This is a genomic window from Fictibacillus sp. S7 (genome assembly GCF_004127935.1).
Lineage (GTDB): Bacteria > Bacillota > Bacilli > Bacillales > Fictibacillaceae > Fictibacillus_C > Fictibacillus_C enclensis.
The window spans coordinates 868,493-894,333 of sequence record NZ_QJKL01000001.1 but is presented as its reverse complement, the minus strand read 5'-3'; the positions used below and the strand labels follow the sequence as shown (position 1 = coordinate 894,333).

The 25,841-nt window shown below is 43.2% G+C and carries 21 protein-coding genes; 17 read left to right on the top strand and 4 right to left on the bottom strand.

The annotated features are described in order from the left end of the window. Positions 1 to 13: 13 nt before the first annotated feature. Entirely contained in the window at positions 14 to 2,116 is a 2,103-nt protein-coding gene (gene recQ / locus DMO16_RS04530) for a DNA helicase RecQ (RefSeq protein WP_129475654.1), read from the bottom strand. A gap of 269 nt (positions 2,117 to 2,385) precedes the next feature. Here recQ and DMO16_RS04525 point away from each other — a divergent pair, with 269 nt between their 5' ends. Continuing rightward, on the top strand, positions 2,386 to 3,039 hold the full coding sequence (locus DMO16_RS04525) for an NlpC/P60 family protein (protein ID WP_129475652.1): 654 nt from the start codon (positions 2,386 to 2,388) through the stop codon (positions 3,037 to 3,039). 146 nt (positions 3,040 to 3,185) lie between these two features. Further along, entirely contained in the window at positions 3,186 to 4,712 is a 1,527-nt protein-coding gene (locus DMO16_RS04520; RefSeq protein ID WP_129475650.1) for an FAD-dependent oxidoreductase, read from the top strand. Between the two features lie 28 nt (positions 4,713 to 4,740). Here DMO16_RS04520 and DMO16_RS04515 read toward each other — a convergent pair whose 3' ends face one another. Beyond that, positions 4,741 to 5,478: a gamma-glutamyl-gamma-aminobutyrate hydrolase family protein gene (locus DMO16_RS04515; protein WP_129475648.1), complete on the bottom strand. Its 738-nt coding sequence runs from the start codon at positions 5,476 to 5,478 to the stop codon at positions 4,741 to 4,743. 130 nt (positions 5,479 to 5,608) lie between these two features. On the opposite strand from DMO16_RS04515, the gene ggt reads away from it, so the two are divergent. After that, complete coding sequence (gene ggt / locus DMO16_RS04510) at positions 5,609 to 7,375, top strand: gamma-glutamyltransferase (protein WP_129475646.1); 1,767 nt, start codon at positions 5,609 to 5,611, stop codon at positions 7,373 to 7,375. A 43-nt stretch (positions 7,376 to 7,418) separates the two neighbouring features. Here ggt and cbpA read toward each other — a convergent pair whose 3' ends face one another. Further along, positions 7,419 to 8,075 (bottom strand): cyclic di-AMP binding protein CbpA, encoded by a 657-nt coding sequence (gene cbpA / locus DMO16_RS04505; RefSeq protein WP_129475644.1) that lies wholly within the window; start codon positions 8,073 to 8,075, stop codon positions 7,419 to 7,421. A 243-nt stretch (positions 8,076 to 8,318) separates the two neighbouring features. On the opposite strand from cbpA, the gene DMO16_RS04500 reads away from it, so the two are divergent. The 12 genes from DMO16_RS04500 to DMO16_RS04445 all read left to right on the top strand — a co-directional run bounded on the left by DMO16_RS04500 (position 8,319) and on the right by DMO16_RS04445 (position 22,957). Next, positions 8,319 to 9,821: a M1 family metallopeptidase gene (locus DMO16_RS04500; protein WP_164988854.1), complete on the top strand. Its 1,503-nt coding sequence runs from the start codon at positions 8,319 to 8,321 to the stop codon at positions 9,819 to 9,821. Between the two features lie 211 nt (positions 9,822 to 10,032). Beyond that, complete coding sequence (locus DMO16_RS04495) at positions 10,033 to 10,995, top strand: sugar-binding protein (RefSeq protein WP_129475640.1); 963 nt, start codon at positions 10,033 to 10,035, stop codon at positions 10,993 to 10,995. Next, positions 10,992 to 12,437, top strand: a complete 1,446-nt coding sequence (locus tag DMO16_RS04490; RefSeq protein ID WP_061970047.1) for a sensor histidine kinase — start codon at positions 10,992 to 10,994, stop codon at positions 12,435 to 12,437. Before DMO16_RS04495 ends, DMO16_RS04490 begins: the two co-directional genes overlap by 4 nt. Beyond that, positions 12,415 to 13,851, top strand: coding sequence for a response regulator transcription factor (locus DMO16_RS04485; protein ID WP_164988853.1), 1,437 nt, complete (start codon positions 12,415 to 12,417; stop codon positions 13,849 to 13,851). Before DMO16_RS04490 ends, DMO16_RS04485 begins: the two co-directional genes overlap by 23 nt. A 107-nt stretch (positions 13,852 to 13,958) precedes the next feature. Next, positions 13,959 to 15,236, top strand: coding sequence for an ABC transporter substrate-binding protein (locus tag DMO16_RS04480; RefSeq protein ID WP_129475636.1), 1,278 nt, complete (start codon positions 13,959 to 13,961; stop codon positions 15,234 to 15,236). A 77-nt stretch (positions 15,237 to 15,313) separates the two neighbouring features. After that, positions 15,314 to 16,288: a carbohydrate ABC transporter permease gene (locus tag DMO16_RS04475; RefSeq protein WP_129475634.1), complete on the top strand. Its 975-nt coding sequence runs from the start codon at positions 15,314 to 15,316 to the stop codon at positions 16,286 to 16,288. After that, positions 16,288 to 17,109: a carbohydrate ABC transporter permease gene (locus tag DMO16_RS04470; protein WP_129475632.1), complete on the top strand. Its 822-nt coding sequence runs from the start codon at positions 16,288 to 16,290 to the stop codon at positions 17,107 to 17,109. The genes DMO16_RS04475 and DMO16_RS04470 overlap by 1 nt, the downstream gene beginning before the upstream one ends. A 99-nt stretch (positions 17,110 to 17,208) precedes the next feature. Beyond that, on the top strand, positions 17,209 to 17,658 hold the full coding sequence (locus tag DMO16_RS04465; protein WP_129475630.1) for a hotdog fold thioesterase: 450 nt from the start codon (positions 17,209 to 17,211) through the stop codon (positions 17,656 to 17,658). Positions 17,659 to 18,862: 1,204 nt separating this feature from the next. Next, on the top strand, positions 18,863 to 20,143 hold the full coding sequence (egtB, locus tag DMO16_RS04460; protein WP_129475628.1) for an ergothioneine biosynthesis protein EgtB: 1,281 nt from the start codon (positions 18,863 to 18,865) through the stop codon (positions 20,141 to 20,143). Positions 20,144 to 20,250: 107 nt separating this feature from the next. Then, complete coding sequence (locus DMO16_RS04455) at positions 20,251 to 21,159, top strand: NAD(P)/FAD-dependent oxidoreductase (RefSeq protein WP_129475626.1); 909 nt, start codon at positions 20,251 to 20,253, stop codon at positions 21,157 to 21,159. Further along, a complete protein-coding gene (locus DMO16_RS04450) occupies positions 21,156 to 22,343 on the top strand; it encodes a MalY/PatB family protein (protein WP_129475624.1) in 1,188 nt (395 codons plus the stop codon). Before DMO16_RS04455 ends, DMO16_RS04450 begins: the two co-directional genes overlap by 4 nt. 122 nt (positions 22,344 to 22,465) lie before the next feature. Next, on the top strand, positions 22,466 to 22,957 hold the full coding sequence (locus tag DMO16_RS04445; RefSeq protein WP_061970068.1) for an N-acetyltransferase: 492 nt from the start codon (positions 22,466 to 22,468) through the stop codon (positions 22,955 to 22,957). Positions 22,958 to 23,030: 73 nt separating this feature from the next. Here the strand turns inward: DMO16_RS04445 and DMO16_RS04440 are convergent, their stop codons facing one another. Then, a complete protein-coding gene (locus DMO16_RS04440) occupies positions 23,031 to 24,287 on the bottom strand; it encodes a YeeE/YedE family protein (RefSeq protein WP_425590017.1) in 1,257 nt (418 codons plus the stop codon). Positions 24,288 to 24,530: 243 nt separating this feature from the next. Here DMO16_RS04440 and DMO16_RS04435 point away from each other — a divergent pair, with 243 nt between their 5' ends. Both DMO16_RS04435 and DMO16_RS04430 read left to right on the top strand, forming a co-directional pair. After that, positions 24,531 to 25,331: a hypothetical protein gene (locus tag DMO16_RS04435; protein ID WP_061970072.1), complete on the top strand. Its 801-nt coding sequence runs from the start codon at positions 24,531 to 24,533 to the stop codon at positions 25,329 to 25,331. 44 nt (positions 25,332 to 25,375) lie between these two features. Then, the gene (locus tag DMO16_RS04430; protein WP_061970074.1) at positions 25,376 to 25,741 is read left to right on the top strand and encodes an STAS domain-containing protein; all 366 of its coding nucleotides are present in this window, start codon (positions 25,376 to 25,378) and stop codon (positions 25,739 to 25,741) included. The last annotated feature ends 100 nt before the right edge of the window (positions 25,742 to 25,841 follow it).

Genomic DNA, 25,841 nt, shown 5'->3' with positions numbered 1-25,841 from the left:
ATGGCTTCCTTTTTTAATGGATCGGCTGTGTACGATGTTTGGCGATCACTGCTTTGATGGTGAAATAGGAAATTTCATCACCAAGTTCATCTTTTAATGGCTTTAATTTTTCAGAACCCAGCGTTTCGATCGCATTCAGAATTTTTTCTTCCTCCCCTTCGGGAATGATCCTGTTCCAGTCGAAATTCACGTTCTCTTCCGCACATCGGAGCAGATGGTTTTCAACCGTTTGTTCAGAAAGGCCTCTGATTTTTGCGATGTGTTCAATGGTGTGATTTTCATTGAACATAGCATAGGACTCGAGATGACTGTTTTTTTGATGGGTGTCTGCTTTTCTCTCAGTTACGGCTGTCTCTGTTGTCTGGGCTTTTATCGCATCAAGAAAGAGGGAACCATATCGGTCAAATTTTACCTGGCCAACCCCTTTGATCTTAAGCATATCTTCTTCCGTTTGCGGGATTTTCTCACTCATTTCCGTTAGTGCACTGTCAGCAAACACAACATAAGGAGGAACATTTTCTTGATCAGCCAGTTCCTTTCGCAAGGCTCTGAGGTGCTCAAACAGTTCGTTGTTTTGGGCAACCCTGACGACCATGTGCCGTTTTTCCTTCCGATAAACCTTTTCTTCCCCCTTGAGTACATGGACAGCACGCTGGGTAAGCATTAACACCGGATATTGACTGTCGGATAATTGAAGCAGGCCTTCCGCGGTTAAATAGTCAATCAGCTGCATGATCTCTTTTTGAGAAAGATCCTTCATGAGTCCATAGGTTGACAGGGAAGTCAGCCCAAGCTCCTGAAGCCGTTTAGTACGTGATCCGTTAAGCACTTGGGCGACCACTGTTTTTCCAAAACGTTCATTCATGCGCTTGACGCAGGAAAAAACCATTTGTGCCTGTGTGGTGATCTCTTTCTGGTCACGCTCATCTGTACAATTTCCGCATTTGCCGCAATCAGAGGCGGGTTCATCTCCGAAGTATTCCACTATAAACCGCTGGAGGCATTGTTCGGTGTGACAGTAGTCTGTCATCAACTGAAGTTTTTTGTATTCGTTGCCTTTTCTTGTTTCATCCTGTGTTCCTTGTTCAATCAGAAACTTTTGAAGCTGTACATCCCGTGGAGAGAAGAAAAGAAGGCATTCGCTTGGTTCCCCATCCCTTCCGGCACGTCCTGCTTCCTGATAATAAGCTTCAAGATTACGTGGCAGGTTATAATGAATCACATATCGGACATTCGTTTTGTTGATTCCCATTCCAAATGCATTGGTCGCGACCATGATGGAAGTATCATCGTAGATAAACTGGTTTTGAGATTCGGAACGTTCCTCTTCCGACAGCCCCGCATGATATTTTGACGTGCGATAGCCTTGTTTAACGAGCAACCCGTGAAGCTGGTCCACCTCATTTCTTGTGGAGGCGTAAATGATTCCCGGGCTGGATTGGTTTTTTTCAATATATTTTAATAGAAATTCCCGTTTCACTTCATCCTTTATGATAGAAAAGGTAAGGTTGTCCCGTTCAAAGCCGGTCACTACCATTTCCTCGATATTCAATTGGGAGCATATATCCTCTGTTACTTCCTTTGTTGCCGTTGCTGTCAGGGCAACGATGACAGGACGGGGATATAAGTTATTGAGCATTTCCTTGATTCTGAGATAGCTTGGACGGAAGTCATGCCCCCATTGCGAAATACAGTGGGCTTCATCAATGGCAATCATTGAAACATTGATCTGTCCAACCAGTCTTCTGAAGCTTAGAGATTCAAGCCGCTCAGGGGCAATATAAATCAGCTGATACGTGCCTTTCTCAGCTTGCTGTAACCGTTCCTGGATTTCCTGGTCGGATAATGAACTATTAATATATGTAGAGGGTATTCCAGCATTTTCAAGAGAATCCACCTGGTCCTTCATAAGGGAAATCAGAGGTGAAATGACAAGTGTCACACCTTCGAGAAGCATCGCCGGAACTTGGTAGCAGAGGGATTTTCCGCCGCCTGTAGGCATGATGCCAAGCGTGTTTTTTCGTTGAAAAATGCTTTTGATCACTGCTTCCTGTCCAGGACGGAAGGAAGGGTAGCCGAAATGACGTTCTAATATTTGCTGTGCCAGATTAAGCATAAAATCTCCTTTCCAAAAAAGAGAGAGTAAAACTGCGGTTTAAAAAACTAAGGACAAAGATTAATTATACAACAATCAGCAAAAACCTGCAGAACTTATAAAAGGAGGTTCTCCAGTTTCCGCTGAAATTCGATGTAAAATGCTGGGAAAAAGGGAAACTTGTAGAAATTTGTAACATAACTGTAACCTTACTAAAATAGTTTTGTTAAGAAATTTTTATAAGATAGATTTATTGGTAATGCAAGAAAATTTTAGGGGGAACGTACGACTTGAAAAAATTACTTATGGGGTTAGGGATTGCCGGCGTATTGGCCGCAAATCCAATTGTTGGACAAGCTGCACTTGGAGACCATACATTGAGATATGGAATGACACATACTGAAGTAAAGGATTTACAACAAACGTTAAAAATAAAAGGCTATTTTACCTATAGCGTAACACCTACTACCTATTTTGGAACTTATACGCAAAGCGCTGTTAAGAGCTTTCAAAAAGCTAAAGGACTTACGGCTGATGGAATTGCCGGGCCGGCAACATTCAAGGCATTGGGCGTCACGAAATCGTATAGTGCCACAGCGATTGTTTCAACAGCTAAACAATACATAGGTGTGCCGTATGCATGGGGCGGTACATCACCATCCGGCTTTGATTGCAGTGGTTATGTTTATTATGTTTTTAATAAATCGGCAGGAATTACGCTGCCAAGAACAACGGCAGATATGTACAAGCAGGGTACAAAAGTAACGACCCTGAAAACAGGAGATCTTGTTTTCTTTACAACTTATACAACAGGTGCCTCCCATGTGGGCATTTATATTGGAAACAACCAATTTATTTCTGCAACTTCTTCAAGTGGCGTATCGATTGTTTCCATGGACAACAGTTATTGGAAGGCGCGTTACTTGGGAGCAAAACGAATCTAATTGGTAACCGGGGAACTTAAGCGAATTAAGTTCTCCGGTTTTTTTATTTTCCTGATAATTGGGTATAAGAGTAAAAATAAAGTGAATGATGACATGAAAACAGAAAAACAGGGAAATATAGGAAATGACAGGAGGGAATGAACAAAATGACAAACAGCAAACTGCCGCAATTTTCCGAATCCTACTGGAGAGATTCCTGCACAGTGAAAGGATATGAACCTTTGAATGCTGACGATGAAGCGGATGTCGTTGTCATTGGAGGCGGGATTACAGGAGTTACAACCGCCTATCTTTTAAGCAAAGAAGGTCAAAATGTTATCTTGCTAGAAGGAGGAAAGCTGTTAAATGGTACGACTGGACATACAACAGCAAAAGTCACGTGCCAGCATGGTGTCATCTATGATGAATTGATTCAGCACTTTGGAGAGGAAGTTACAAGGCAATATTATGAAGCAAATAATGAAGCGCTGAATTTTATGAAGGCAACCATTAAGGAACATAGCATTGAGTGCGATTTTTCCGAGCAGGATGCGATTATATATGCAGAATCCGAGCAGTACCTGGAGCAGGTAAAAAAAGAGTACGATGCCTACCAGAAGCTTGGCATCGATAGTGAATATCTGGAAGCCATTCCTTTGGATATTCCCGTTCTAGGTGCCGTCTCCATGAAAAAGCAGGGCCAGTTTCACCCTGTTAAATATTTGGCGGCCCTGGCCGATGAATTTGTAAAAAGGGGGGGGAGAATATTCGAAGGGACAACTGCTTCTGACATCCAAACCGGACCAAATCCGGTTGTCGTCACAAGGGAAGGGCATAAAGTGCGTTGCCGTCATGCAGTTGTCGCTTCCCACTTCCCATTTTTTGACGGAGCAGGATTCTACTTTGCGAGGATGCATCCTGAACGCTCCTATGCCATAGGAGTGAAAACAACGATGGACTATCCCGGCGGCATGTATTTAAGCGCAGACAGTCCGACCCGGTCAATCCGATACACCGAAAATAACGGGGAAAAGTTGCTCATTGTTGGTGGTGAAAGCCATAAAACCGGGCAGGATGAAAATACAGAAAAACACTATGAAGCGCTCCGCAAATTTAGCGAAGACGTGTTGGCAGCTACAGACATACCGTATCGCTGGTCTGCACAGGACCTTGTAACCTTGGATAAAATCCCGTACATCGGACCCATCACCTCTGTGCACAGCAACATATTAGTTGCCACTGGGTATAGAAAATGGGGGATGACCAACGGAATTTTCGCGGGCATGCTGGTGAGAGATTTGATTCTGGAACGGGAAAATCCGTACCGTGATGTCTTCACGCCTTCAAGGTTTAAAGCTGACCCAAGCTTAAAAACATTAGTTGTGGAAAATGCCGATGTCGCCAAACACTTAATAGAAGGAAAATTGGAGATGCCTGACCGGACGCCTGCCGATCTTGGACCGGATGAGGGTGCTCCTGTTACCTATAATGGGAAAAGAGCAGGCGCGTATAAGGATGAACGCGGCCAGCTCTACGTATTGGATACGACCTGTACCCATCTTGGATGTGAAGTGGCCTGGAATAACGCGGAACGGACGTGGGATTGTCCATGCCATGGTTCAAGGTTTTCCTATGAAGGAGAAGTCGTTGAGGGACCGGCTACCGATCCGCTGACAAAATTGAATGACGAATAATGAATAATAAAAGGCTTCCAGTAGTTGTTTACTGAAGCCTTTTTTTGTTGGCACGGCAGGCTCTTATGAACCCCTCAAGCAAGGTTGCCTGTGACGGAGTATCATTCAATTCCTCGGGATGCCATTGAACGCCAAGGATAAATTGTTTTCGATCCACGGATTCTATCGATTCAATCGCGCCATCGGGAGCAAAGGCAACAGGGCGGAGAGCTGAAGGTATCAATTTAACTGCCTGATGGTGAAAACTGTTGACCCGTAAATTCGTCTTCCTCCCTGTCATGTCGTGCAGCAGGGAATTTTCCACAACAGCAATCGAATGAGTGGGCACACTGCGTGCGGCCTCCTGATGATGTTTGATGGGATTTTTCAGTTCGGAGCCCACATGCTGAATTATGGTGCCGCCGAGAGCGACATTTAAAATACTCATTCCCCTGCATATGCCTAAAACAGGCTTGTTCTGCTCTAGGGCTTTGTTTAGCACTCCGATTTCATAATCATCTTGCTGCGGGTTTACTTTTCCAAGGTTGGTTACTGGTTCTTCGCCAAAAAAGGATGGATCAATATCATCGCCGCCTGGAAGCAGGAGACCGTCACAAAGAGCCAGACTTTCGCAGGCCGCTTCACGATTAACAGACGGTATAAGAAAAGGTAACCCTCCAGCTTTAACAATGGCTTTGCTGTAGGCCAGGTTCAAAATAGAACTGTTGTTTCCCTTGTACATGGACGAAGAAACTGTAATCCCGATCACGGGGAGAATTCTGTTCATGAATAACCATCCTTTCCTATCTTTCGGTGTCTACCAGTATGCCCAAATATAATTGAACGTTTGCAAACTAAATCAGAGGGTAAACATAAACCTAAATTATCTAAAAATTCAAAATATGAGGAGGTTACGCATGAAGCAAAAATTCTCCGTTTTTTTGATCATGGTTCTCAGTTTTTTTATTGTATTCCAGCCTGGTGAAGGACTGGCAAAGGCGTCACTGAAGCCCAAGAAAACCCATTCGTATTCACAAGTTGCCTACGGGCAGGACGGAATGGTAGCCAGCGCCACCCCTCTCGCTTCCAAAATTGGAGCGGATGTGCTCAAAAGTGGTGGCAATGCGGTTGACGCAGCGGTCGCCATACAATTTGCGCTCAATGTCACAGAGCCCATGATGTCGGGGATCGGCGGAGGGGGTTTTATGATGGTATATGATGCCAGCACCAAAAAAACTTCTATTGTTGACAGCCGGGAACGTGCCCCTGCGGGAGCTGAACCCGATATGTTTCTTGGCGAGGATGGAAAACCAATTCCCTTTGAAGAAAGGGTTACTCAAGGAACAGCAGTCGGAGTTCCAGGAACGTTGGCCGGCCTTCAAAAAGCGCTGGATAAATGGGGAACCAAGCCAATGAGCCTGCTTATCAATCCGGCCATTGGCCTGGCTCAGCATGGTTTCAGGATTGATTCAGTTCTTGCAAGATCAATTGAGGAAAGCAAAGAAAAGCTTTCCATGTCAGCGGCTAAAGATGTTTTTCTGCCGCATGGAAAACCCTTGAAAGAAGGGGATAAGCTCGTTCAAAAGGATTTGGCCAGGACCTTCCGCCTGATTCGCAAGGGCGGACCTGATGTGTTATACAAGGGTGAAGCCGGACGTGCACTTGCGCGGACAGTGCAAAAAAGAGGAGGTACGATCAAACCATCGGATCTTAGAAACTATCATGTGACTGTTGATCAGCCGGTATGGGGAGATTATAAAGGATACCGGGTCGCCAGCATGCCGCCGCCGAGTTCAGGAGGGGTTTTCCTCTTGCAGATGCTGAAGATGCTTGATAGCTACCATTTATCACAGTACGACGTGAAATCGTGGCAAAAGTATCACCTCCTTGCCGAAGCCATGCATCTTTCTTATGCAGACCGGGCAGCTTATGCTGGTGACCCGGAATTTGTGAAGGTGCCAGTCAAAGGGCTTTTGCATCCGGATTATATTAAAGAGCGCCAGTCCCTCATTGGACTCGACCATATGAATAAGACGGTAAGGGCCGGAGATCCTTGGAAATATGAAAATGGCACGCCAAATTATAAGGTTGTACCCCAAAATGACAACAAAAAAACCGGCCAGACCACCCATTTTACAGTAGCCGACCGATGGGGAAATGTGGTTTCCTACACAACGACCATTGAGCAAGTGTTTGGAACCGGGATCATGGTTCCGGGTTATGGCTTTATGCTCAATAACGAGCTCACGGATTTTGATGCAGTTCCCGGTGGGGCAAATGAGGTCCAGCCCAATAAACGGCCGCTCAGCAGCATGACGCCGACAATCATCTTCAAAAATAATAAACCCTATTTAACTGTTGGTTCACCAGGCGGTCCAACCATTATCACTTCGGTATTACAGACCATTCTTCACTCTCTTGAATATAAGATGGAATTAAAAGCGGCTGTGGAAGAACCAAGAATATATACGAATAATGTGAACAACTATCAGTACGAAAAAGGAATTCCCGCCGATGTTATTTCAGAACTGAATGAAAAAGGGCATGCTTTTGGCCAGCCCGGCGATGAAATCGGCAACGTCCAAAGTATCTTTATCGACAGCAAAGAGGGCTATTTTAAAGGAGTGGCCGACTCCAGCCGAAACGGTGCCGCCATTGGTGTCACGCTGAATAACAGAAAATAGGGAAAGAAGACGCATGGACAGTCCATGCGTCTTCTTTTTTTATTTAAAATGCTGATTCATACTCCCGCAAATCTTCCACTTCCGCTACTTTAAATCCGCTATGTTCGAGTTTGTGGACGAGTTGATTCACTTGCTCTTCCATAACCGTCCGGTTGAGGGTGATGATGATTCTGCGCACGAACTGTTTTCCCGCATCCTGTGTAAATACACCTTCTATGTTGTATTCTTCTCCGATGGAGGAAAATAATTTTTTTAGTGAGCCTTTGCCTTCGGTTGTAGAAATGGTCAGCGAATATCCGCCTTTTTTTATCCCATAAGAGTCTTCAAGAATATCCATCACTTTTGAATGGGTGACAATTCCCTGAAAATGACCGTTTTGGTCAAGAACGGCAAGGAAAGGGAGGCGTCTTATGGTAAAAAGAACTTTAAAGAACGGAGTATCTTCATACACAAAGGCACTTTCATCTTTTAGCAGCTGACTCACAGGATCAGAGAGCTGTCCGGTTCCTTCAATCATATAATCGGATGTGGCTTCTTTGTAGATTAAGCCCTTGAATGTCTGGTGATTTTCATCAAGAACGGGAATGCACCTGTACCCCGATTCAATCAGCTTTTTTCGGCTGTCTGCTATAGATGTATCTGCCGTAACATAGGTTACTTTGATTTTTGGTACATAGTTCGACTTGATTTTTATTTCCATCTCCCCCTCGAAATCATAATGGCTTCACTACTACCTTCGTCAGTGGCCTCCTGATCCCCTTTTCTTCTGAGGTGAAAGTACAAATGTAACCATGTTTCTACTCTTCTGGTCCAAAGTCCTGTGTAAATTTTCCTCTTTTTTATCTTGATTTGTCGGATATTTCCTTCTTTTGACGCAAGGAGTCAAACAAAATAACCAGAAATAGGTAAAGGTAATTCAATGTCTTTTCAAGGAGGCTATTTAATGAAAAAAAATGCAAACAAAGCCGTAAAAGCAACAACCGCAGCATTGCTTGCCGCCGGTTTATTTACAGGATCGGCAGCCGCAGCTGCGGAAGGGCAGCATTCTTCACCTTCCCACATTCCAGGGGCCTACCATTCGGCCAGTAAAGCGTTTAGTGTGCCTAAAGTGCCCTTTAAAGGAATGGTTAAAAAGGGAAGCGGCCAGGAGGTGATGGGACCTTCCAAACCGAGCTATAAAATGAATGTTTTTTACGATAGTAAAAAGCATCAGATCTCAGGAAAGTTAACAGTTAAGTTTAAAAACAACCTGAAGAAAAATCTGAACGAACTTTATTTTAATGTTTGGGGCAACGCCGAAGATTTCGCTGAAAACGGCGGCGGCACGGATGTGAGCAATGTGAAGGTTAACGGTAAACGGGCTGTTTACAATGTAGACGGAACAGCATTACATATTCCTGCGGTTAAAATTAAAAAGGGTGCTACGGCCTCTGTCAGCATGAATTTTACCGTATCTGTTCCACAACAGCAGGACCGTTTCGGTTGGTTTAAAAATACCGTTTCCCTTGGCAACTGGTTTCCGATTCTTGCCGTCTATGACAAAGAAGGATGGAATGTCGATCCTTATTTTAATGCGGGTGAATCGTTCTATTCCTTAACCGGCGACTACGATGTAACCTTGACTACGGATAAAAAACAGGTGATCGCGGTAACAGGGGAAGAAATTGGAAAACCTCAAAAAGCAGGAAATCTGGCCATTCACAGGTACAAAGCCCATAATGTAAGGGATTTTGCACTGGAGATGGATCCTACGTATAAAGTAAAAAAAGGAATGGTCAACAACGTTAAGATCAATGTTTACTATACGGCAGAACAAGCTGGCTATGCTGATTCGATGCTTGCATCCGGTCTGAAAAGCATTGACCTCTTTAGTGACCATTTTGGAACCTATCCTTGGCCGGAGCTTGATATTGTCGGTATGGAAGGATGGTTCGGGGGAATGGAATATCCACAGCTGGTCATGATCAGCATTGCGGGTACCCGCTCACAGGAATGGGTGAGATCTGTTACTGCGCATGAAATCGGCCATCAGTGGTTCTACGGTATCATCGGGGACAATGAATATGATGAGCCGTGGCTGGACGAGTCCTTTGCAACCTTCGCTGCAGCATTGCATGATAATGAGCTGAACCAATTGACGACGCCTCCTGTAGCCAACAAGGAGCTCCACCTTTCTTCGCCTGTTTCCGCATTTACTGCATACGGTGATGAGGGAGTCGGTGCCTACTATCAGATGATTTATGGTTACGGTTCTCGCACCTTAAATGATCTGCGTGTGAAATTGGGTGACAAAGTGTTCTATTCAGCTATGAAAGCTTATTTTAAAGAAAAGAAGTTTGGCGTAGCCACAACCAAAGATTTTATACGTATTATGGAAAGAGAAAGCGGCAAGGATCTTGGTGCCTTCTTCCAGGATCACCGCGTCTATGTATCCGATCAGGAATAATTCCAACTCGTTTAAAAGCTGGCTCTTTTTTAAAAGGGCCGGCTTTCTTATTTCTGCGTCCTACCTAGGCTTGTGCCTTCTTTATCTGTTATTTTCCTCCATCTTTAAACGGAAAAGCCGCTCTTTTTGAAGAATAAGGTAAATACAGGCTATTCAACCTGAGTTTAATCCATTAAGATAAGGATAAAAACGCTTACAAGGGGTATGAATTGTGTTAAAAAAAGTGGGAGTTACCGGTTTTTTCGCCCTTTTTATGCTAAATGCCGGCTTAATGCTTTATTTTGGAAGAGAAACATTCCAGGTCACTTCAAACGCACAGCAGCCTTCCCATTATTCCTATCATTTTGTTTTAATTTCCGAAGAAGTGGACAATGAGTATTGGAGACTCGTAGAAAAGGGGGCGGAAGCTGCATCAAGAAAACATAACATTCATCTGGACTATTGGGGGCCAAAACAGGCGAATAATGAGGAGCAGCTTACGTTTATTGACAAAGCGATCGCAAGTAAAGTGGATGGCATAATGACTCAAGGGGTGTCCAGCGACACCTTCAACTATCTTGTCAACAAATCGGTCCAAAAAGGGATTCCGCTCATAACCGTGGATACCGATGCACCAGAAAGTGTCCGTATGGCTTATGTTGGCTCGGATAATTACCTTGCAGGAAAACTGGCTGGAGAGACAATGATCAAACAAACCTCTGGACTACAAAAAGTAGGAATCGTCACAGGAAGGTTCGATGCCTCCAACCAGCAGCTTCGAGTTAAAGGGTTTAAAGATGCCGTCTCAAACGTCTCCCGTATTCAAATTGCAGGAATAGGAGAATCCAACATTACAAAAAGCGGTGCCATACAGGCCACGTATGAACTGCTAAAAAACCATCGAAACATCACAGCGTTTTATGGAACAAGCGCTCTTGACGGACTGGGCATCAGCCAGGTGGCCTCTTTGTATCAGCAAAAGAAAAGGCCGTTTATTATCGCTTTTGACACCCTCCCCGAGACATTAACCCTTCTAAACAAGCAAAAGATTGATGCAACCGTCGCGCAGTACCCGTTTGTCATGGGAGAGCGTGCCGTTGAAACACTGTTTTCTATCAAAAAAGGAGCATACCCGGGTTCTCTTCAATATACTAAAACCGATATTATGACAAAATTGAAGGGGAGCCATCCATGAAAACGATACGAAGCAAGCTTCTCCTCTACTTTTTTGTCTTTGTTCTGCTTTTTAATGTGGTTTCCATCTCTATTTTTTTCAGCAGCCGTTCCTTTCTCCAGGAATATGATTCCAGCTTTAAGCAGTTTCTGCTGCTTAATCAAATCTCTCAAACATCCAACCAGCTTTATGAAAAAGCAAACCAGTTTGTGCTCGGCAGAAATCAGCGTGTGCTGAATGAATTTCAGCAGCTCAGGGTGACATTAAACGAAAAAACAAAGCAGCTTCAAAACCAGAAAGGATTTGGCGATATTCAGGTGAAATCCTATATCCATATGACTGAAACCTTAATCCAGGAGTGCGAGATGTCGATCGGTTTTGCGATCCGGGATGATATCGATCAGTATTCCCTGCATATTAAGGAAGCACGTAACACTTCTACCTATCTTCAAGATACGACTATGTCTTTGATCAATCTTAAACTAACAGACTATCAATCATTCTATAATGATTTGGAACGAAGAAATGGCTCTTTCAAATGGTTTGCCTTATTTTTATTCAATACTACCGTATTACTGGCTGTTTTTTTCGCATTATGGTTTTCTAGAGGAATCAACAAGCCGGTTCAAATTTTATCAAAAGCGGCATCGGAAGTGTCTGCCGGAAAGCTGGATGGGCATGTAATACATATTGATTCAAACGATGAACTTAAACTTCTGGGGGAGACGTTTAATTTAATGAGAAAAAACATCCGCCAGTATATCGCAGAAATAGAAGAAAAGTCAGAGCTTGATTCCTTATTGAAAGAATTGGAGCTCAAACATTTGCAAAATCAAATCAATCCGCATTTTCTCTTCAATACACTAAATACCATCTCAAGGACGGCCTATTTTGAGAATGCGGAGGAGACATCCAAGCTTATTCATGCTGTCTCAACACTTCTTCGGTACAGTCTGGGCAATATTAACCAATCGGTTCGATTGCGTGAAGAAATAAAAGTCGTGACAGAGTACTTTTACATTCAAAAAACCCGCTTTTCCGACCGCATCACTTTTTCTGTAAACGTCGACGAAGAGTGTATGAGGATTCTGGTGCCCAGGCTGATTCTTCAGCCAATCGTGGAAAATGCGTTTATCCATGGGGTGGAGGGGATGGAAGAAGGCGGAAACATCTCACTGAACATCTTTTCAGAGAATGGCAGAACCATTGCCGAGATCCATGATAATGGAGCAGGCATGCCTGAAGAACTCGTTACCCTGATTACTAATCATCAGGAAAAAAACAACCAGCATGTAGGCCATTCAACAGGTATCGGCCTGCAGAACGTGATGAGAAGGATGGAGCTTTTTTATCAATCTGAAAATCTCGTAACCATCTCTTCCAAAAAGGGTAAAGGCACAAGTGTTAAATTAATCTTTCCAATGGAGGAGTGTGCTTCACTTGAAGGCAATAATTGTGGATGATGAACCAATTGAAAGAAAGGCTCTAAGGAAAATCATCGAAAGCCGTTTTCCTGATCTGGAAATTGCAGCAGAAGCGGCCAATGGCAAAATGGCGGTCGAGCTGGCAGAAAAGCACAAACCGCAACTCATGACGGTGGATATTAAAATGCCGGGTATGAACGGAATAGAAGCGATCCAGAAAATTCGCAAAAAGCTTCCCCACACACAGTTCATTATGGTCACCGCTTATGAATCTTTTGATTATGCCAAGGAAGCGATGAAACTGGGAGTAAGAGAATATCTTTTAAAGCCGAGTACCCAGGATGAAACATCAGCGGCGATTCACAGGGTTTTCCAATCCATAGTTGAAGAACAGGAGCGGGAGAGTCTGTTTAGTGAATCCACAGCCGTCGTATTGGAGAATATTCTGTTGAAAATTCTGCAGCACGAGCTGCAGGATGAACCCATTAATACACTTCAACGTCTGTATCCTCGAATGGTAAATGCCTATATCACGGTGATGAAAGGAGAGGGAGATCTTTTGGCAGAACCCATTATAGAGTTACTTAATGAACTTTCACCCTCTCCCTTCATCGCTGTACCCCATGGAAGTCAGATGGTTGTCCTTTTTATCAGCGAAAAGCAAGATCCATCGGATGATGCTCTTCTTCTTGCAAAAAAGCTGATGTCCTCCAGTTTCGAAAAATGGAGAATAGGAATCGGGACTCCTTATACTCAAATGAATAAGATAAGACGGTCCTATGAAGAAGCCCTGTATACGGTTATGCAACTGAAAATGCAGGGAAGTTCCCGCTATGCCTTGTTCTCAGACAACGGTCCGACGTGTGAAATCCCATTTGATAACCTCATAGCGGCCATTTTTAACAATCAACCTTTCGAAGCTTCTGCCATGCTCGGCATGCTCATGAATCAGGGAAGAACAGCGGACCTTTACATTGAGCTGAAAGAACAGCTTATTCATGAAGGCGTTGAATCAGCCAATCTGCAATTTCCACAAACCAGACAGGCATGGGATGAACTCATTCACGGACTCTGCCAGATGATACAGGATGCCAAAAGAGCAAAGGATCCGGTGTCGCTCGCCAAAAAATACATCGATGAGCATTCGCACGAACCCCTTTCACTGGAGCAGGTTGCAGAAATGGTTGGCCTCAGCCCGACCTATTTTACCAAACTCTTTAAAGAGGAAACCAATGTTACATTCATCGAGTTTTTAACAGAAGTCCGGCTGAATAAAGCGGTCATGCTGCTGAACAAGAACAAGTATAGCCTGAAAGAGATTTGCTTCATGGTGGGCTATAAGGATCCCAATTATTTTAGCCGTGTGTTCAAAAAGCAGTTCTTGCTCTCTCCAAAGCAGTATGTCAGGGAAAAAGCACTCAACCAGCACAGGAGAGGATGGGCCGCACCTTAAAAAAGTGAAGATAAAGATAAAAAAGTGCAGAAATTAGCCTCCCACATGAATGGTTTTGGTTTATATACTTAATTTGTAAGCGTTAACAAACCAAAGGGGGAGTTCATTTGAAAAAGAAGGCTTGGATATTGATCGCGCTCGCGTTTACACTGATTCTTTCAGCTTGCAGCAAATCCAGCTCAAGCGAGCCGGATAATAAAAAAAGTTCTGGTAAACTAGAGATTTTTAGCTGGTGGACCGGAGCAGGTGAAGAGGACGGGCTGAAGGCACTTATTAAATTGTTTAAAGAAAAAAACCCCGACATTCCGGTTGAAAATGCGGCAGTCGCAGGAGGAGCCGGAACGAATGCAAAAGCGGTTCTGGCGAGCAGAATGCAGGGGAATGATCCGCCTGCCACATTTCAGGTACATGGGGGAGCAGAGTTGAACGACGGCTGGGTAGCAGCTGGCAAAATGGAACCGCTGGATGATCTGTATGATAAAGAAGGTTGGAAAGATAAGTTTCCAAAACAACTGATCGACATGGTTTCAAAGGATGGCAAAATCTATTCGGTTCCCGTGGATATTCACCGCGGCAATGTGCTTTGGTACAACAAAAAGGTTTTTGCTGATAATAATCTTCAGGCGCCAAAAACCTTCGATGAATTTTTTAAAGTGGCCGACAAGTTGAAAGCAAAGGGAATCACTCCGCTTGCACTGGGAGACAAAGAGCCTTGGACAGCAACCATGATCTTTGAAAACATACTTCTCGGCACGCTGGGAAATGAAGATTACCAGAAGCTATGGACAGGAGATTTAAAATTTGATGATCCTAAAGTAAAAAAAGCGGCTGAAACCTTTAAAAAGATGCTCTCTTATGTGAATGATGATCACAGCTCAAGAAACTGGCAGGATGCTTCTCAACTGGTCGCCAAGGGAGACGCGGCGATGAATATCATGGGAGACTGGGCAAAGGGTTATTTTGTCAACGATCTGAAACTGAAAGTAAATGAAGATTTCGGATGGGTGGCAACTCCTGGTTCAGAAGGACAGTTTATGATTATCACCGATACATTCGGACTTCCTAAAGGAGTGAAAAACGCAAAAGACGTGCAACAATTCTTGTCTTTGCTCGGCTCTGTTGAAGGTCAGGATGCCTTTAATCCGTTAAAAGGATCCATTCCGGCACGTACGGACGCCGATGAATCCAAGTATGATGAATACGGAAAACAAACGATGAAAGAATTTAAAGAAGCTAAGCTCGCTCCAAGCCTCGCACATGGTTCCGCTGCACCGGAAGGATTTGTAACCAAAGCGAACCAGGCAGTGAACATTTTTGTTACTCAGAAAAACGTGGATCAGCTGATCGATTCCTTGAATCAGGCAAGCAGCGAACTGAAAAAGTAAGATGCTAAAAAAGAGGAGGAGAAACAATCTTCCTCTTTTCTCATATCAGCAATCAAACATAGGAAGGAACGGTTTTAATGGAACCTAAAGTTTTGCCTTCATTTCAATCCGGCTCTTCATTGGCCGTTTCAGCGAAGAAAGGGAAAAAATGGAATGTCGATCAATGGCTCTCATTTGCTTTTATTCTGCCTTCCATCATCGCTGTTGCGGTATTTGTGTATGGCTTTATTGCCTGGTCAGGTTATGTATCCCTCTCCAACTGGAATTCGCTTGTGCCGGATCTATCGTTTGCCGGCCTGAAAAACTATTTGTTTTTGTTTAAAGATTTCCGCTTCCAGGCGGATTTGCGGAACACCCTCTTTTTTACTTTGTTTTTTATTCTCGCTGTTTTGTTCATGGGGCTGTTGCTTGCGGTGTTCCTCGATCAGAAAATACGGGGGGAAAGCCTGTTTCGAAACATTTTCTTTTTCCCAATGGCATTATCGTTCATCGTAACAGGTGTCATATGGCAATGGCTGTTAAACCCGGCAACAGGTGTGAATCTGTTTCTGAAAAAATTCGGCCTTGATTCTCTCTGGTACACATCAGTGACCGTTATTCCCGGTATTCAATGGAGCAAAATACAGTTTGGTATCCCGATCGCTGTTATCGCTGTAGTCATTGCAGCCGCCTGGCAGATGACAGGCTTTTCAGTTGCCATGTACCTCGCGGGCTTAAGGGCCATTCCGGAAGAAATAAGAGAAGCTGCGCGTATGGATGGTGCGACCGAATTTCAAATTTACCGTAAAATTATTTTTCCAATGGTTGCCCCGATTACCGTCAGCGTTGTTATCATTATGGCCCATATATCACTTAAAATTTTTGATCTGATTTATGCGATGACAGGTCCGGGGGCAAACTTTGTGACCGATGTTCCTGGCGTTTACATGTTTGAGACCACCTTCCGCGGCAACTATTATGCCAACGGCGCAGCCATCTCCATCATTATGCTGCTGTCGGTTGCTATTTTTATCGTCCCATATTTGATTTCGAGCAGAAAGGGGGAGTCCTGATGGCCATCAGGACCGTCTCAAGGACCATATTGTATTTGCTTCTGATTGTGCTCAGCCTGTTTTATCTCATGCCGGTGTATGTCATGCTGATCACGAGCTTGAAGCCGCTGGACCAAATCTCGTTGAGCGAAATGTGGCAGCTGCCGCACAGCCTTGATTTCAGCAGCTATCAGCTGGCGTTTGAAAAACTTGCACCGAATTTTATGAACAGCATTTATCTGGTGATTCCCGCCACGTTGCTTTCCGCGTTGCTGGGCTCTTTAAATGGCTACGTTCTTTCCAAATGGAAATTCAGAGGATCGGACTGGATCTTTACGGCGTTGCTGTTCGGTATGTTTATCCCCTATCAGAGTATTTTGATTCCGCTTATCCAATTTTTAAGGGAAGCCGGGCTTTACAACACTATACCGGGTCTCATTTTTGTTCATGTGGTGTATGGTATCCCGATTACGACACTGATGTTCAGAAACTTTTACGCCAGTATCCCGGAAGAAATGATCGAGTCTGCGAAAATTGATGGAGCAGGCATTTTCAAAATCTATCAGCATATTATCATTCCTTTATCCATTACTGGATTTGTGGTGGTTGGAATCTGGCAGTTCACCAACATATGGAACGAGTTTTTGTTTGCAGTAACCATCACAACCTCTTCCCAGCAGCCGATCATGGTTGCGCTCCAAAACTTGTCCGGCAGCCAGATTGTGCAATGGAATGTCCAAATGGCGGGAGCCTTGCTTGCCGCTCTTCCAACTTTGCTCGTCTATATCTTTTTAGGCAAATTTTTTGTAAAGGGCTTGCTGGCAGGATCGGTAAAGGGCTAAAAGAGGCAGTCATCTCCTACAAGAGGTGACTGTTTTTTTATGATATGATAAATTTATCCATCATTCTTAATAATCAAAAAACGAAAGAGGAGAAATGAAATGAAATCCAATCTGCCAGAGCAAAACTTACATGAAAAGTATAAAAAAGAAATCTTTGAGCTGTTTGAAAATGAGCCTTATGCACGCTTTTTGGGAATCAGGCTGACTGAGCTGGGGGAGGGTACAGCAGCAGCTGAGATTGAGGTGAAAGATCATATGCTCAATTCGCATGGCAGCGCGCATGGTGCTGTTTTGTTTGCACTAGCGGATTTTGTATTTGCGGCAGCCTGTAATTCTCATGGCAAAACATCGGTCGGTTTATCGACCACCATGAATTATATGGCAGCCGGAAAAGCAGGGGCGATCATAAAAGCAACAGCTGCGGAGGAAAAGAAAAATAACCGCACGGCCTGGTACAACATCCGGGTGGAAAGCGACGGAGAGCTTTTGGCGGTGATGGAAGCGCTCGCCTACAGGAAAAATGACTATTTTGTCCCCGTTCAACCTTAATAATCCTTTTTTTGATCTTTTTCCTTAGTTATGAAAAGGAGTGACGAATTGAAAATTAAATCGGAGTATAACCGAGAAAAGAATATTGAAGAGCCTCTTGAACCAGAGTGGATGGCGTTAGTAAAAGAAGCTAAGAAATCGTAGAGTACGAAAAAGCAATTTTTACAATATTTGAAGGAGAAGAGATACGTTTACCCTCATCCATGATAAATTGAGTTACAATTAATTTCACGTACCGCATTTGATTATATTAATAATTATCAGCTATTTATAAATTACAAAAAAACTAAAAGTCGATTTTCTGCATAGTGAGGAATCGACTTTTTTTTGGATTATTAAATTTGTTCTACTGGCGGCGGTTAAACGCCGTAACTCTTTGTTGTCTCTAAATTTAAAAAATCCAACCCCAAGGATCGCAGCAACAACGTTTTTTATGTCGCCTCGATTTCTTCTTTCTTTGTTTGCACCCACTATGACATGAGGATGAATCCTGATAGGTTTTTGATTTTCTGCTATTTTTTAAAGTGGAAGAACTGGTATGTTTAGATGAGCATAACTGTTTAGAGGATTGTCTAGAAGAACGGTGAGAGGAACTTGAGCTAGAACTTGAACTAGAACTTTTTTTTCTTGGTGGTTTTTTGGGCATAAAATACCCTCCTTTAACAAATTGATTACGGAAGGACTACAACCCTTCCAGCATTCTATCTTATTCGCCTGTTTTTATGTAGTTTGGACTAATCCCTATCTGCCTTGAAAATTTTTAAAAAAATCCTTGAGCAAAAGCCTTTATGTCGCAGCGTCAACTCCTGCGAAAAACTATTTGAGAAGGAGATACAATTCAGCTAAAAGGATTTTACTATGACTAGCTCATTACGGGGTAGGGTAACGATTCGAGGATTGAGGGGGCGCTGTGATTGGTTTTTTATACATGTTGCCGAAGTTCCAGAAGTGAGCCTAAATTAAATGGGACAGAAGCGAGCGATAAATTTGTATAAGAATGCTTTAACTTCAAAAATTTATTATAGAGGGGTAATTTTCGAGTAAAGGCTAGTCATAATGACTGGCTTTTTATTATCCTTCCAGGAAGGAAAATGTACAAGAGAGCGGAAGGAATACATATGATCAATGGAATGAAAAAAGATGTGAAAATGAATGGAAATAGGGTAAACTCTCTAAAAATCCATAACCTTTTTGGAGGAATATAATGAGCATTCAAAAGATTGATCAAGAAAAACTGGCAAACAAGTACTCGGCAGTCCGCTCCTTTACCGAAAGGCTGGTACAGCCTCTGAACATGGAGGATTTCATTATTCAATCCATGGAGGATGCAAGCCCTCCTAAATGGCATCTCGCGCATACCACATGGTTTTTCGAAAGATTTTTATTGAAGGAGTTCCTGACAGACTATAACGGATTTGATGATCATTTTGACTATCTGTTCAACTCCTATTATGAAACGGCGGGACCATTTCATCCCAGAATTGAGCGGGGGCTGATTACCCGTCCTTCTGTTGAGGAAGTATTTGCTTACCGGAAGCATGTGGACAAATACATAAAAAAATTGCTCATGTCAGACAGTATGGACGAGATGGGCGAAGAAATCGGAAGCCTGCTTGAAATTGGATTGAACCATGAGCAGCAGCATCAGGAACTCTTGCTCACAGATATTAAATACAATTTATCGAGAAACCCGTTTCTCCCCGCCTATCAAAGAAACGAAAGTAAAGAATATGAATCTTCAACTGAGCCTGTTACCTTCATTGAGATGGAGGGCGGTCTTGTCGAGATCGGAAACCATGGCAAGTCGTTTTGCTTTGACAATGAAAAACCGGTTCATAAAGTATGGCTGGATTCCTACCGGCTGGCCACAAGACCTGTAACAAACGATGAATTTTGTGCCTTCATCGAAGATGGAGGATACAAAAAGCCCCAGTACTGGTTGAGTGACGGATGGAGTACCATTCAAAAAAATCAATGGGAAGCCCCGCTTTATTGGTTTGAGCGGGAAGGAGAATGGTGTACCTATACATTAGCCGGAGAACAGCGATTAAATCCTAATGATCCAGTTTGCCATGTCAGTTTTTATGAAGCTGATGCTTTTGCAAGATGGTCGGGAAAACGCCTTCCAACGGAAGAAGAATGGGAAAACGCCTTTTCTTCGCAAACCATCGAAGGAAACTTGGCCGATTCTGGAAGATTTCATCCGCAGACTGCTAAACATACAAATCAGACGCCGTTCTTACAGGCTTTTGGTGATGTTTGGGAATGGACGAAGAGTCCGTATGTATCCTATCCCGGAAACAAACCCTATGAAGGAACTCTTGGAGAATATAACGCTAAATTCATGTGTAATCAAATGGTGCTCCGCGGCGGTTCTTGTGCCACGCCTGCTTCACACATCAGGGCAACATACCGTAACTTTTTTCAGCCGGAAAAAAGGTGGCAGTTCAGTGGTTTCCGGTTAGCGGGGGACATTCATCAATAATTTCCTTCTCGTTTCATTTTGTCTCCTAATCGAGCAAAGGGGTTTACCACCATGAATAAAAGTGAAAAATTAAGGAATGAAAAACAGCATGAAACGGGGGAGACGAAATGGAACGTGAATTTGATTGCATTATTGTAGGTGGAGGAATAGCCGGCCTTCAGGCAGGCATCCAGCTTGGCAGGTATAACCGTAAAACGGTTATTCTCGATGCCAATGAGGGAAGATCCAACCTCTGCAGAAATTACCGGAATATTTTGGGGTGGCCTGATGGTGTCAGTGGTGAAGATCTCAGGCAAAAGGGTAGAATTCAGGCCGAACGTGTCGGCGTGCAATTTTTAAACCAAAAAGCCATAAAAGCGGAAAATCAGAACGACGGGTTTATCATAACCACTGATGCCAAGGAAAAGCTTAAAGGAAAAACCCTGTTAATGGCTACCGGCGTAACGGACCGGCTCCCCGATATTAAAAACATAAAAACCTGCCTTGGTGCCACGATGTTTATCTGTCCTGATTGTGACGGATATGAAGTACAGAATAAAAAAGTCATTGTACTCGGGTCCGGTGAAGCAGGTGCCAATATGGCTACAACTCTTCATTATTGGTCCTCTTCGATTATTTATATCAATCATGAACAAAAAAGGCTTGAGCCTTTCAGAGAACAAGAACTTACCAAGCTGGGTATTGATCATGTACAAAAAGCCATTACTGAGGTTCTCGTAAAGGATGAAGCTGTGTTTGAAGGTGTTGTTTTAGATGATGGAACAACCATTAAGGGTGATCGTGCGTTTGTCGCCTTCGGAGGCAACCGGGTGCATAGCGAACTGGCTGAGCAACTTGGTGTACAACTGGAGAATAAGCATATTATAGTAAATGCGAGAACAAAAGAAACAAATATAAAAAACGTTTGGGCGGCGGGAGATGTTGCTGCCCATTCTGAACAGGTCACGATTGCGATGGGCGATGGGGTTCAAGCGGCCATCTGGATTCAGAAAGAGTTACGCAGGAGGGAAAAATGAACGATTTTGATACACAGATCGAACGGTTAAACACCCATTCCGTGAAATGGGACCATACGAAAGAGATTTTTGGCAAAGAAGATCTGTTACCGATGTGGGTGGCAGATATGGATTTCAAAGCACCTCAAAAGGTTATTGATGCCATGAAATCAAGGCTGGAGCACGGGGTATTCGGATATTCCAAAGCAACGGATGAAACGATAGACGCGGTAAAATATTGGCTGAAAACCCGCCACAACTGGGAAATCGAAAGTGATTGGATTGTGTTTACACCAGGAGTCGTACCTGCAATATCAGCAGCCATCAATACATATACCGAAACAGGGGACGGAGTGCTGATCCAATCTCCCGTCTATTATCCATTCGGGGATATGGTAAGAAAAAATGGACGGAAGCTTTATAAGAACTCCCTTCGGTATACAGGCGATAGCTATGAAATGGATTTCGTTGATTTGGAGGATCAGTTTAAGAACAATGAAATTAAATTGATGCTATTATGCAACCCTCACAATCCAGTAGGCCGGGTATGGAAAAGAGCTGAATTGCAAAAGCTTGCAGAACTCTGCATTGCTTATGATGTCCTGCTTTTTTCTGATGATATCCATTTTGATTTGATTTATAAACGGTATAAGCATACCTTGGTATCATCTCTTTCAGAGGATATACAAAACCGGACCATTACCGGCATCGCACCGAGTAAGACGTTCAATCTGGCGGGCTTGCAATTTTCCACCATTATCATTCCAAATGAACGCCTTCGGAACCGGTTTAACACCTATCTTGCGAAAATCGGCTTTTTCTCCCCTGGATCCATGGGTATCATTGCAGCTGAAGCTGCCTATCAGCATGGAGAAGAATGGCTGGAAGGTCTGATGGATTATTTAGATCATAACCTTTCTTATCTTAAACGGTTTATTTCTGAAAAACTTCCGGAGATCAAAGTCATTGAACCCGAGGGCACCTATCTTGTATGGCTGGACTGTACAGCATTGAACATGGACCACAAAAAGCTGGAGGCCTTCATGCAGGATGAAGCAAAGATTGCTTTTGATGAAGGGTATATTTTTGGCAAAGAAGGCGAAGGATTTGAACGTATTAACATTGCCTGTCCTTTGGCCACTTTAAAAGAAGGGCTGAACCGGTTGGAACGCGCGATTAAAAAATATAAGATTGAAAAGTCCTGATCCATAATCAGGGCTTTTTTTATGCGGTAAGGGTTGAAAAAAGCAAGCAAAGCTAGTACAATGGCAAACTGTGTGAAAGATATGTGTTTATAAAAAATGCTTGAACAGAAGGGAGGGTCAGGATGCAATCCGTAATGGAACGAACCGAACAGGAAACCGGACGGGACAGATTGGAATTTCAGGTGCTGCGCATGCAGAATGATATGAAGGAAATTGCGAAAAAGTGGGATGTCGTTGGTGTGGAACAAACAAAGGAAGAGAATTTGACCATTGTTTACAAGGATGAGAACAAACACCAGTGCAAGATCATGCTGAATGACTGCTCCACTTCTTTTCAGGGGATTTGGGATTTTTCAATTGATGCCGTTTATACCAATGACGAGAGTATTTTCATTGGTGATATAAGAGGCCCTTCAAACAAGGGATATGGATCCATATGTATTCAGTATCTGAAAGAGCTGGCAGCGGATCATAACATTCCTGTTATTCGAGGAGATATTGCTCCAAGGGACTGGGATCATGTGGATCGTCTTATCCATTTTTATGAAAAGCACGATTTTGAAATTGAAGTGAACACAGCAACAAAGACCGGATTCATCGAGTGGAGAGCGTAAGGCTCTCTTTTTTTTCTTGAAAAAACATAAAAAAAGAACGCTTTTTTGAAGAAAAAGCGTTCTAAAATGTAATTTAACAAAAATGGTCAGTCGATTTGGGAACGGACATTCCAAACAATGGTCTTAAATAAAGAGCTGTGTAGGTACCGAGCATCGCCATGATCCCCCATACATACCCGTGAAGGCTGAACGAGGCAATCCCGCTGAAATAAGCTCCAATATTACAACCGAATGCCAAACGTGCGCCATAACCCATCAATAAACCGCCAATAATGGCCGCCATTGCACGCTTCATCGGAATTTTCCTCAAAACAAAGAGTCCGCCCAGTGTGGAAGCCAAAAGGGCTCCAACAATCACACCGAAGTTCATGACTGAAGTGGCGTCTGTAAAAACGGACTGATGAAGAGGAGCCGCTTTTTCTCCGGCCCAATAACTCCATTTGGTCACGTCGATCCCAAGGGCCATTGCTGCTTTGGAACCCCATAAGGTAAATCCTGAAGTAATTCCCCATGGTGATCCTTTTACATAAAGAGTTGCTGCATTCAATACAGCAAGTACTACAGCTGCGGCCATGAGCGGCCATGAACCTAAAAAGATTCGTTTCCAGCCGGATGCCGTAGGAAGTGCTGCCATTTTGGGAGAACGTCTCCTTTTTTCAACGATAACGGTTAACACTGTGATGGCACCAAGGATGACCATTTGCAGCGCCCATCCGCCGAAGAGGCCAAGACCGCTGTCTTTAATAAGTGAAAACGCCTGGAAGGATGGCGTGTCGTTCATCCAGAATCCATAATGCCATGCACCTAAAACAGAGCCTGCGATAAACGCAATCAATGTTAGAAACATCTCAGATCGTCCGCCGCCCACTGCGTATAATGTTCCAGAAGCACAGCCTCCGCCAAGCTGCATGCCGATACCAAAAAGGAAAGCTCCAACAATCAAGCTAGTGCCAACGGGTGACACATTGCCAGCGGGCTGTGCGCCGAACAAAGTGGTGTTTAATGAAAATATGATAGCAAATAAGGTACTGGCTACTGCGAGCATAAGCATGTGGGCCCGAATAGCCTCACCATTGCCAACAGCCATAAACCGTCTGAAAGCTGATGTAAAACCAAACCTTGCATGAAAGAGTGTAAATCCAAGCAGAAGCCCCAGCCATAGCAGTAGACCCTGCTCCATTCCGCCAATCCTGATTGCAAATATACTAAGGATTACCGCAGCAGCCAAAGCTGCAATAACAATTTTCCGCTGCGGGGAGCCTAAACCGCTATTCTTTTTATTTGAGACAGCCTCCGTTTTTTTCGGAAGAGCATTTGCTGTCATCCCCATCAAATCAACTCCTGATATTTAATTTATACGATTAATTATTTTATACTGCAATCGATTAAAAATAAAACATATTGCTCAGGCATGAATTATATGTTTTATAGCGAGTTACGTAATTTGAAGATAATTACCATTTGTGATACAATATATATTAAGATCATTATCAAAATGTTATACAGACTTGCAGCGGGGAATACATTCGATTCCTCGCTTTTTTATTACCAATGAAGGACTAGGAGGTGCATGATGAACAACGTACTTGGCTCAAACATTAAACATTTGCCGATTCCTTATTTTGAGATTGACGAGCAGTTGAATATTTTGTCCCGTTCCGATAAGTCGCGTGAAACCTTCACTTCAAAAGAAAACTTCTTGGATCTGGTGGATTTGGAGAGCAGGGAGAAAGCGATTTTTCTTCTCGTTTCCGAAAAATTAACACAGGAAATAGAACTAGTCCTTCAAACGGTAAATTCGCCTTACTCCTTATTCAGCTGCTCCATTCAATGGGATGATGGTGTCGGCCACCTCGTTTGCATTGAGCAGAGCGGCAAACTGAAAGCATTGGAAAGCAAAGTGGAGCAGCAATGCAAAAGGCTGGCTGAAACTGACTTCGAGCTGCTGGAACAAAAAGAGGAGCTTGAACAATCTTTAAAACGCATTTTGGAGTTGTCGGCTAATTTTATCCGGTTATCAGAACATGCGGGCTTAGTACCGCTTTCCGGTGAACTATCTCCACAGCTTATTCAAGAAAATCATTTATCGCTGACAAACGCAGCTCATGACGGTGATTTCAACATGGTGTTCTTTGATTTCAGCAATTTGAACAAGCTGACAACCGATGGAATAACTTCTCTAAGAGAGCTTATTCACAGTTTGAACCTGGTCGGAGTAATTTGCTATGTCATAGGATTAAAGCCGAGCCATGCTTTCTATTTGAAAAATAAAGATATATATGATAAAGCCTATTTTTTAAGAAACTTGGATGAGTTTATACAAATTGATTTGGAATATAACCCGCCACAAAAAGATAATATGATGCTTCATTAAATAAAGAAAACATTCAATCGAAAATTCGCAGGGAGGTTTTTCTGATGAGTATTCCTATTTTAAAAGTCAATCATTCATTGCTGATTTCCATACAAGAGGAGTTGGATGATCAATCAGCTCTACGCCTGCAGGAAGATTTGCTTAATAAAATTCAGACTTCAAATGCTACCGGGGTAGTGATTGATTTATCGCTTGTTGACCTGGTAGATTCCTTTATCGCCAAGATTATTGGAGATATGGTGAGAATGTCAGATTTGATGGGAGCGAAGGTCGTATTGACTGGCGTACAGCCTTCTGTTGCCATTACTTTAAATGAAATGGGAATATCGATGAAAAACATATCCACTGCAGTTGATTTAGAAAAAGGTCTGGCAGCGTTAGATTCACAAAACGACCTGTTTCCAAACTGACACAGATTAAAAGCAGGCATGCCCATCGTGGGCTGCCTGCTTTTTTATTCCCAATTTCTACGTTTAAAGATGAATTGATAGGGAATGGGTTTGGGAGATG

What these genes read in the sequence shown, in the direction of transcription:
- egtB (WP_129475628.1), top strand. Translation starts at nt 18,863, where the DNA reads ATGAGCATTCAAAAGATTGATCAAGAAAAACTGGCAAACAAGTACTCG.
- DMO16_RS04440 (WP_425590017.1), bottom strand. Translation starts at nt 24,287, where the DNA reads ATGGGGATGACAGCAAATGCTCTTCCGAAAAAAACGGAGGCTGTCTCA.
- DMO16_RS04430 (WP_061970074.1), top strand. Translation starts at nt 25,376, where the DNA reads ATGAGTATTCCTATTTTAAAAGTCAATCATTCATTGCTGATTTCCATA.
- DMO16_RS04450 (WP_129475624.1), top strand. Translation starts at nt 21,156, where the DNA reads ATGAACGATTTTGATACACAGATCGAACGGTTAAACACCCATTCCGTG.
- DMO16_RS04520 (WP_129475650.1), top strand. Translation starts at nt 3,186, where the DNA reads ATGACAAACAGCAAACTGCCGCAATTTTCCGAATCCTACTGGAGAGAT.
- DMO16_RS04470 (WP_129475632.1), top strand. Translation starts at nt 16,288, where the DNA reads ATGGCCATCAGGACCGTCTCAAGGACCATATTGTATTTGCTTCTGATT.
- DMO16_RS04490 (WP_061970047.1), top strand. Translation starts at nt 10,992, where the DNA reads ATGAAAACGATACGAAGCAAGCTTCTCCTCTACTTTTTTGTCTTTGTT.
- cbpA (WP_129475644.1), bottom strand. Translation starts at nt 8,075, where the DNA reads ATGGAAATAAAAATCAAGTCGAACTATGTACCAAAAATCAAAGTAACC.
- recQ (WP_129475654.1), bottom strand. Translation starts at nt 2,116, where the DNA reads ATGCTTAATCTGGCACAGCAAATATTAGAACGTCATTTCGGCTACCCT.
- DMO16_RS04515 (WP_129475648.1), bottom strand. Translation starts at nt 5,478, where the DNA reads ATGAACAGAATTCTCCCCGTGATCGGGATTACAGTTTCTTCGTCCATG.
- DMO16_RS04500 (WP_164988854.1), top strand. Translation starts at nt 8,319, where the DNA reads ATGAAAAAAAATGCAAACAAAGCCGTAAAAGCAACAACCGCAGCATTG.
- ggt (WP_129475646.1), top strand. Translation starts at nt 5,609, where the DNA reads ATGAAGCAAAAATTCTCCGTTTTTTTGATCATGGTTCTCAGTTTTTTT.
- DMO16_RS04445 (WP_061970068.1), top strand. Translation starts at nt 22,466, where the DNA reads ATGCAATCCGTAATGGAACGAACCGAACAGGAAACCGGACGGGACAGA.
- DMO16_RS04475 (WP_129475634.1), top strand. Translation starts at nt 15,314, where the DNA reads ATGGAACCTAAAGTTTTGCCTTCATTTCAATCCGGCTCTTCATTGGCC.
- DMO16_RS04455 (WP_129475626.1), top strand. Translation starts at nt 20,251, where the DNA reads ATGGAACGTGAATTTGATTGCATTATTGTAGGTGGAGGAATAGCCGGC.
- DMO16_RS04435 (WP_061970072.1), top strand. Translation starts at nt 24,531, where the DNA reads ATGAACAACGTACTTGGCTCAAACATTAAACATTTGCCGATTCCTTAT.
- DMO16_RS04465 (WP_129475630.1), top strand. Translation starts at nt 17,209, where the DNA reads ATGAAATCCAATCTGCCAGAGCAAAACTTACATGAAAAGTATAAAAAA.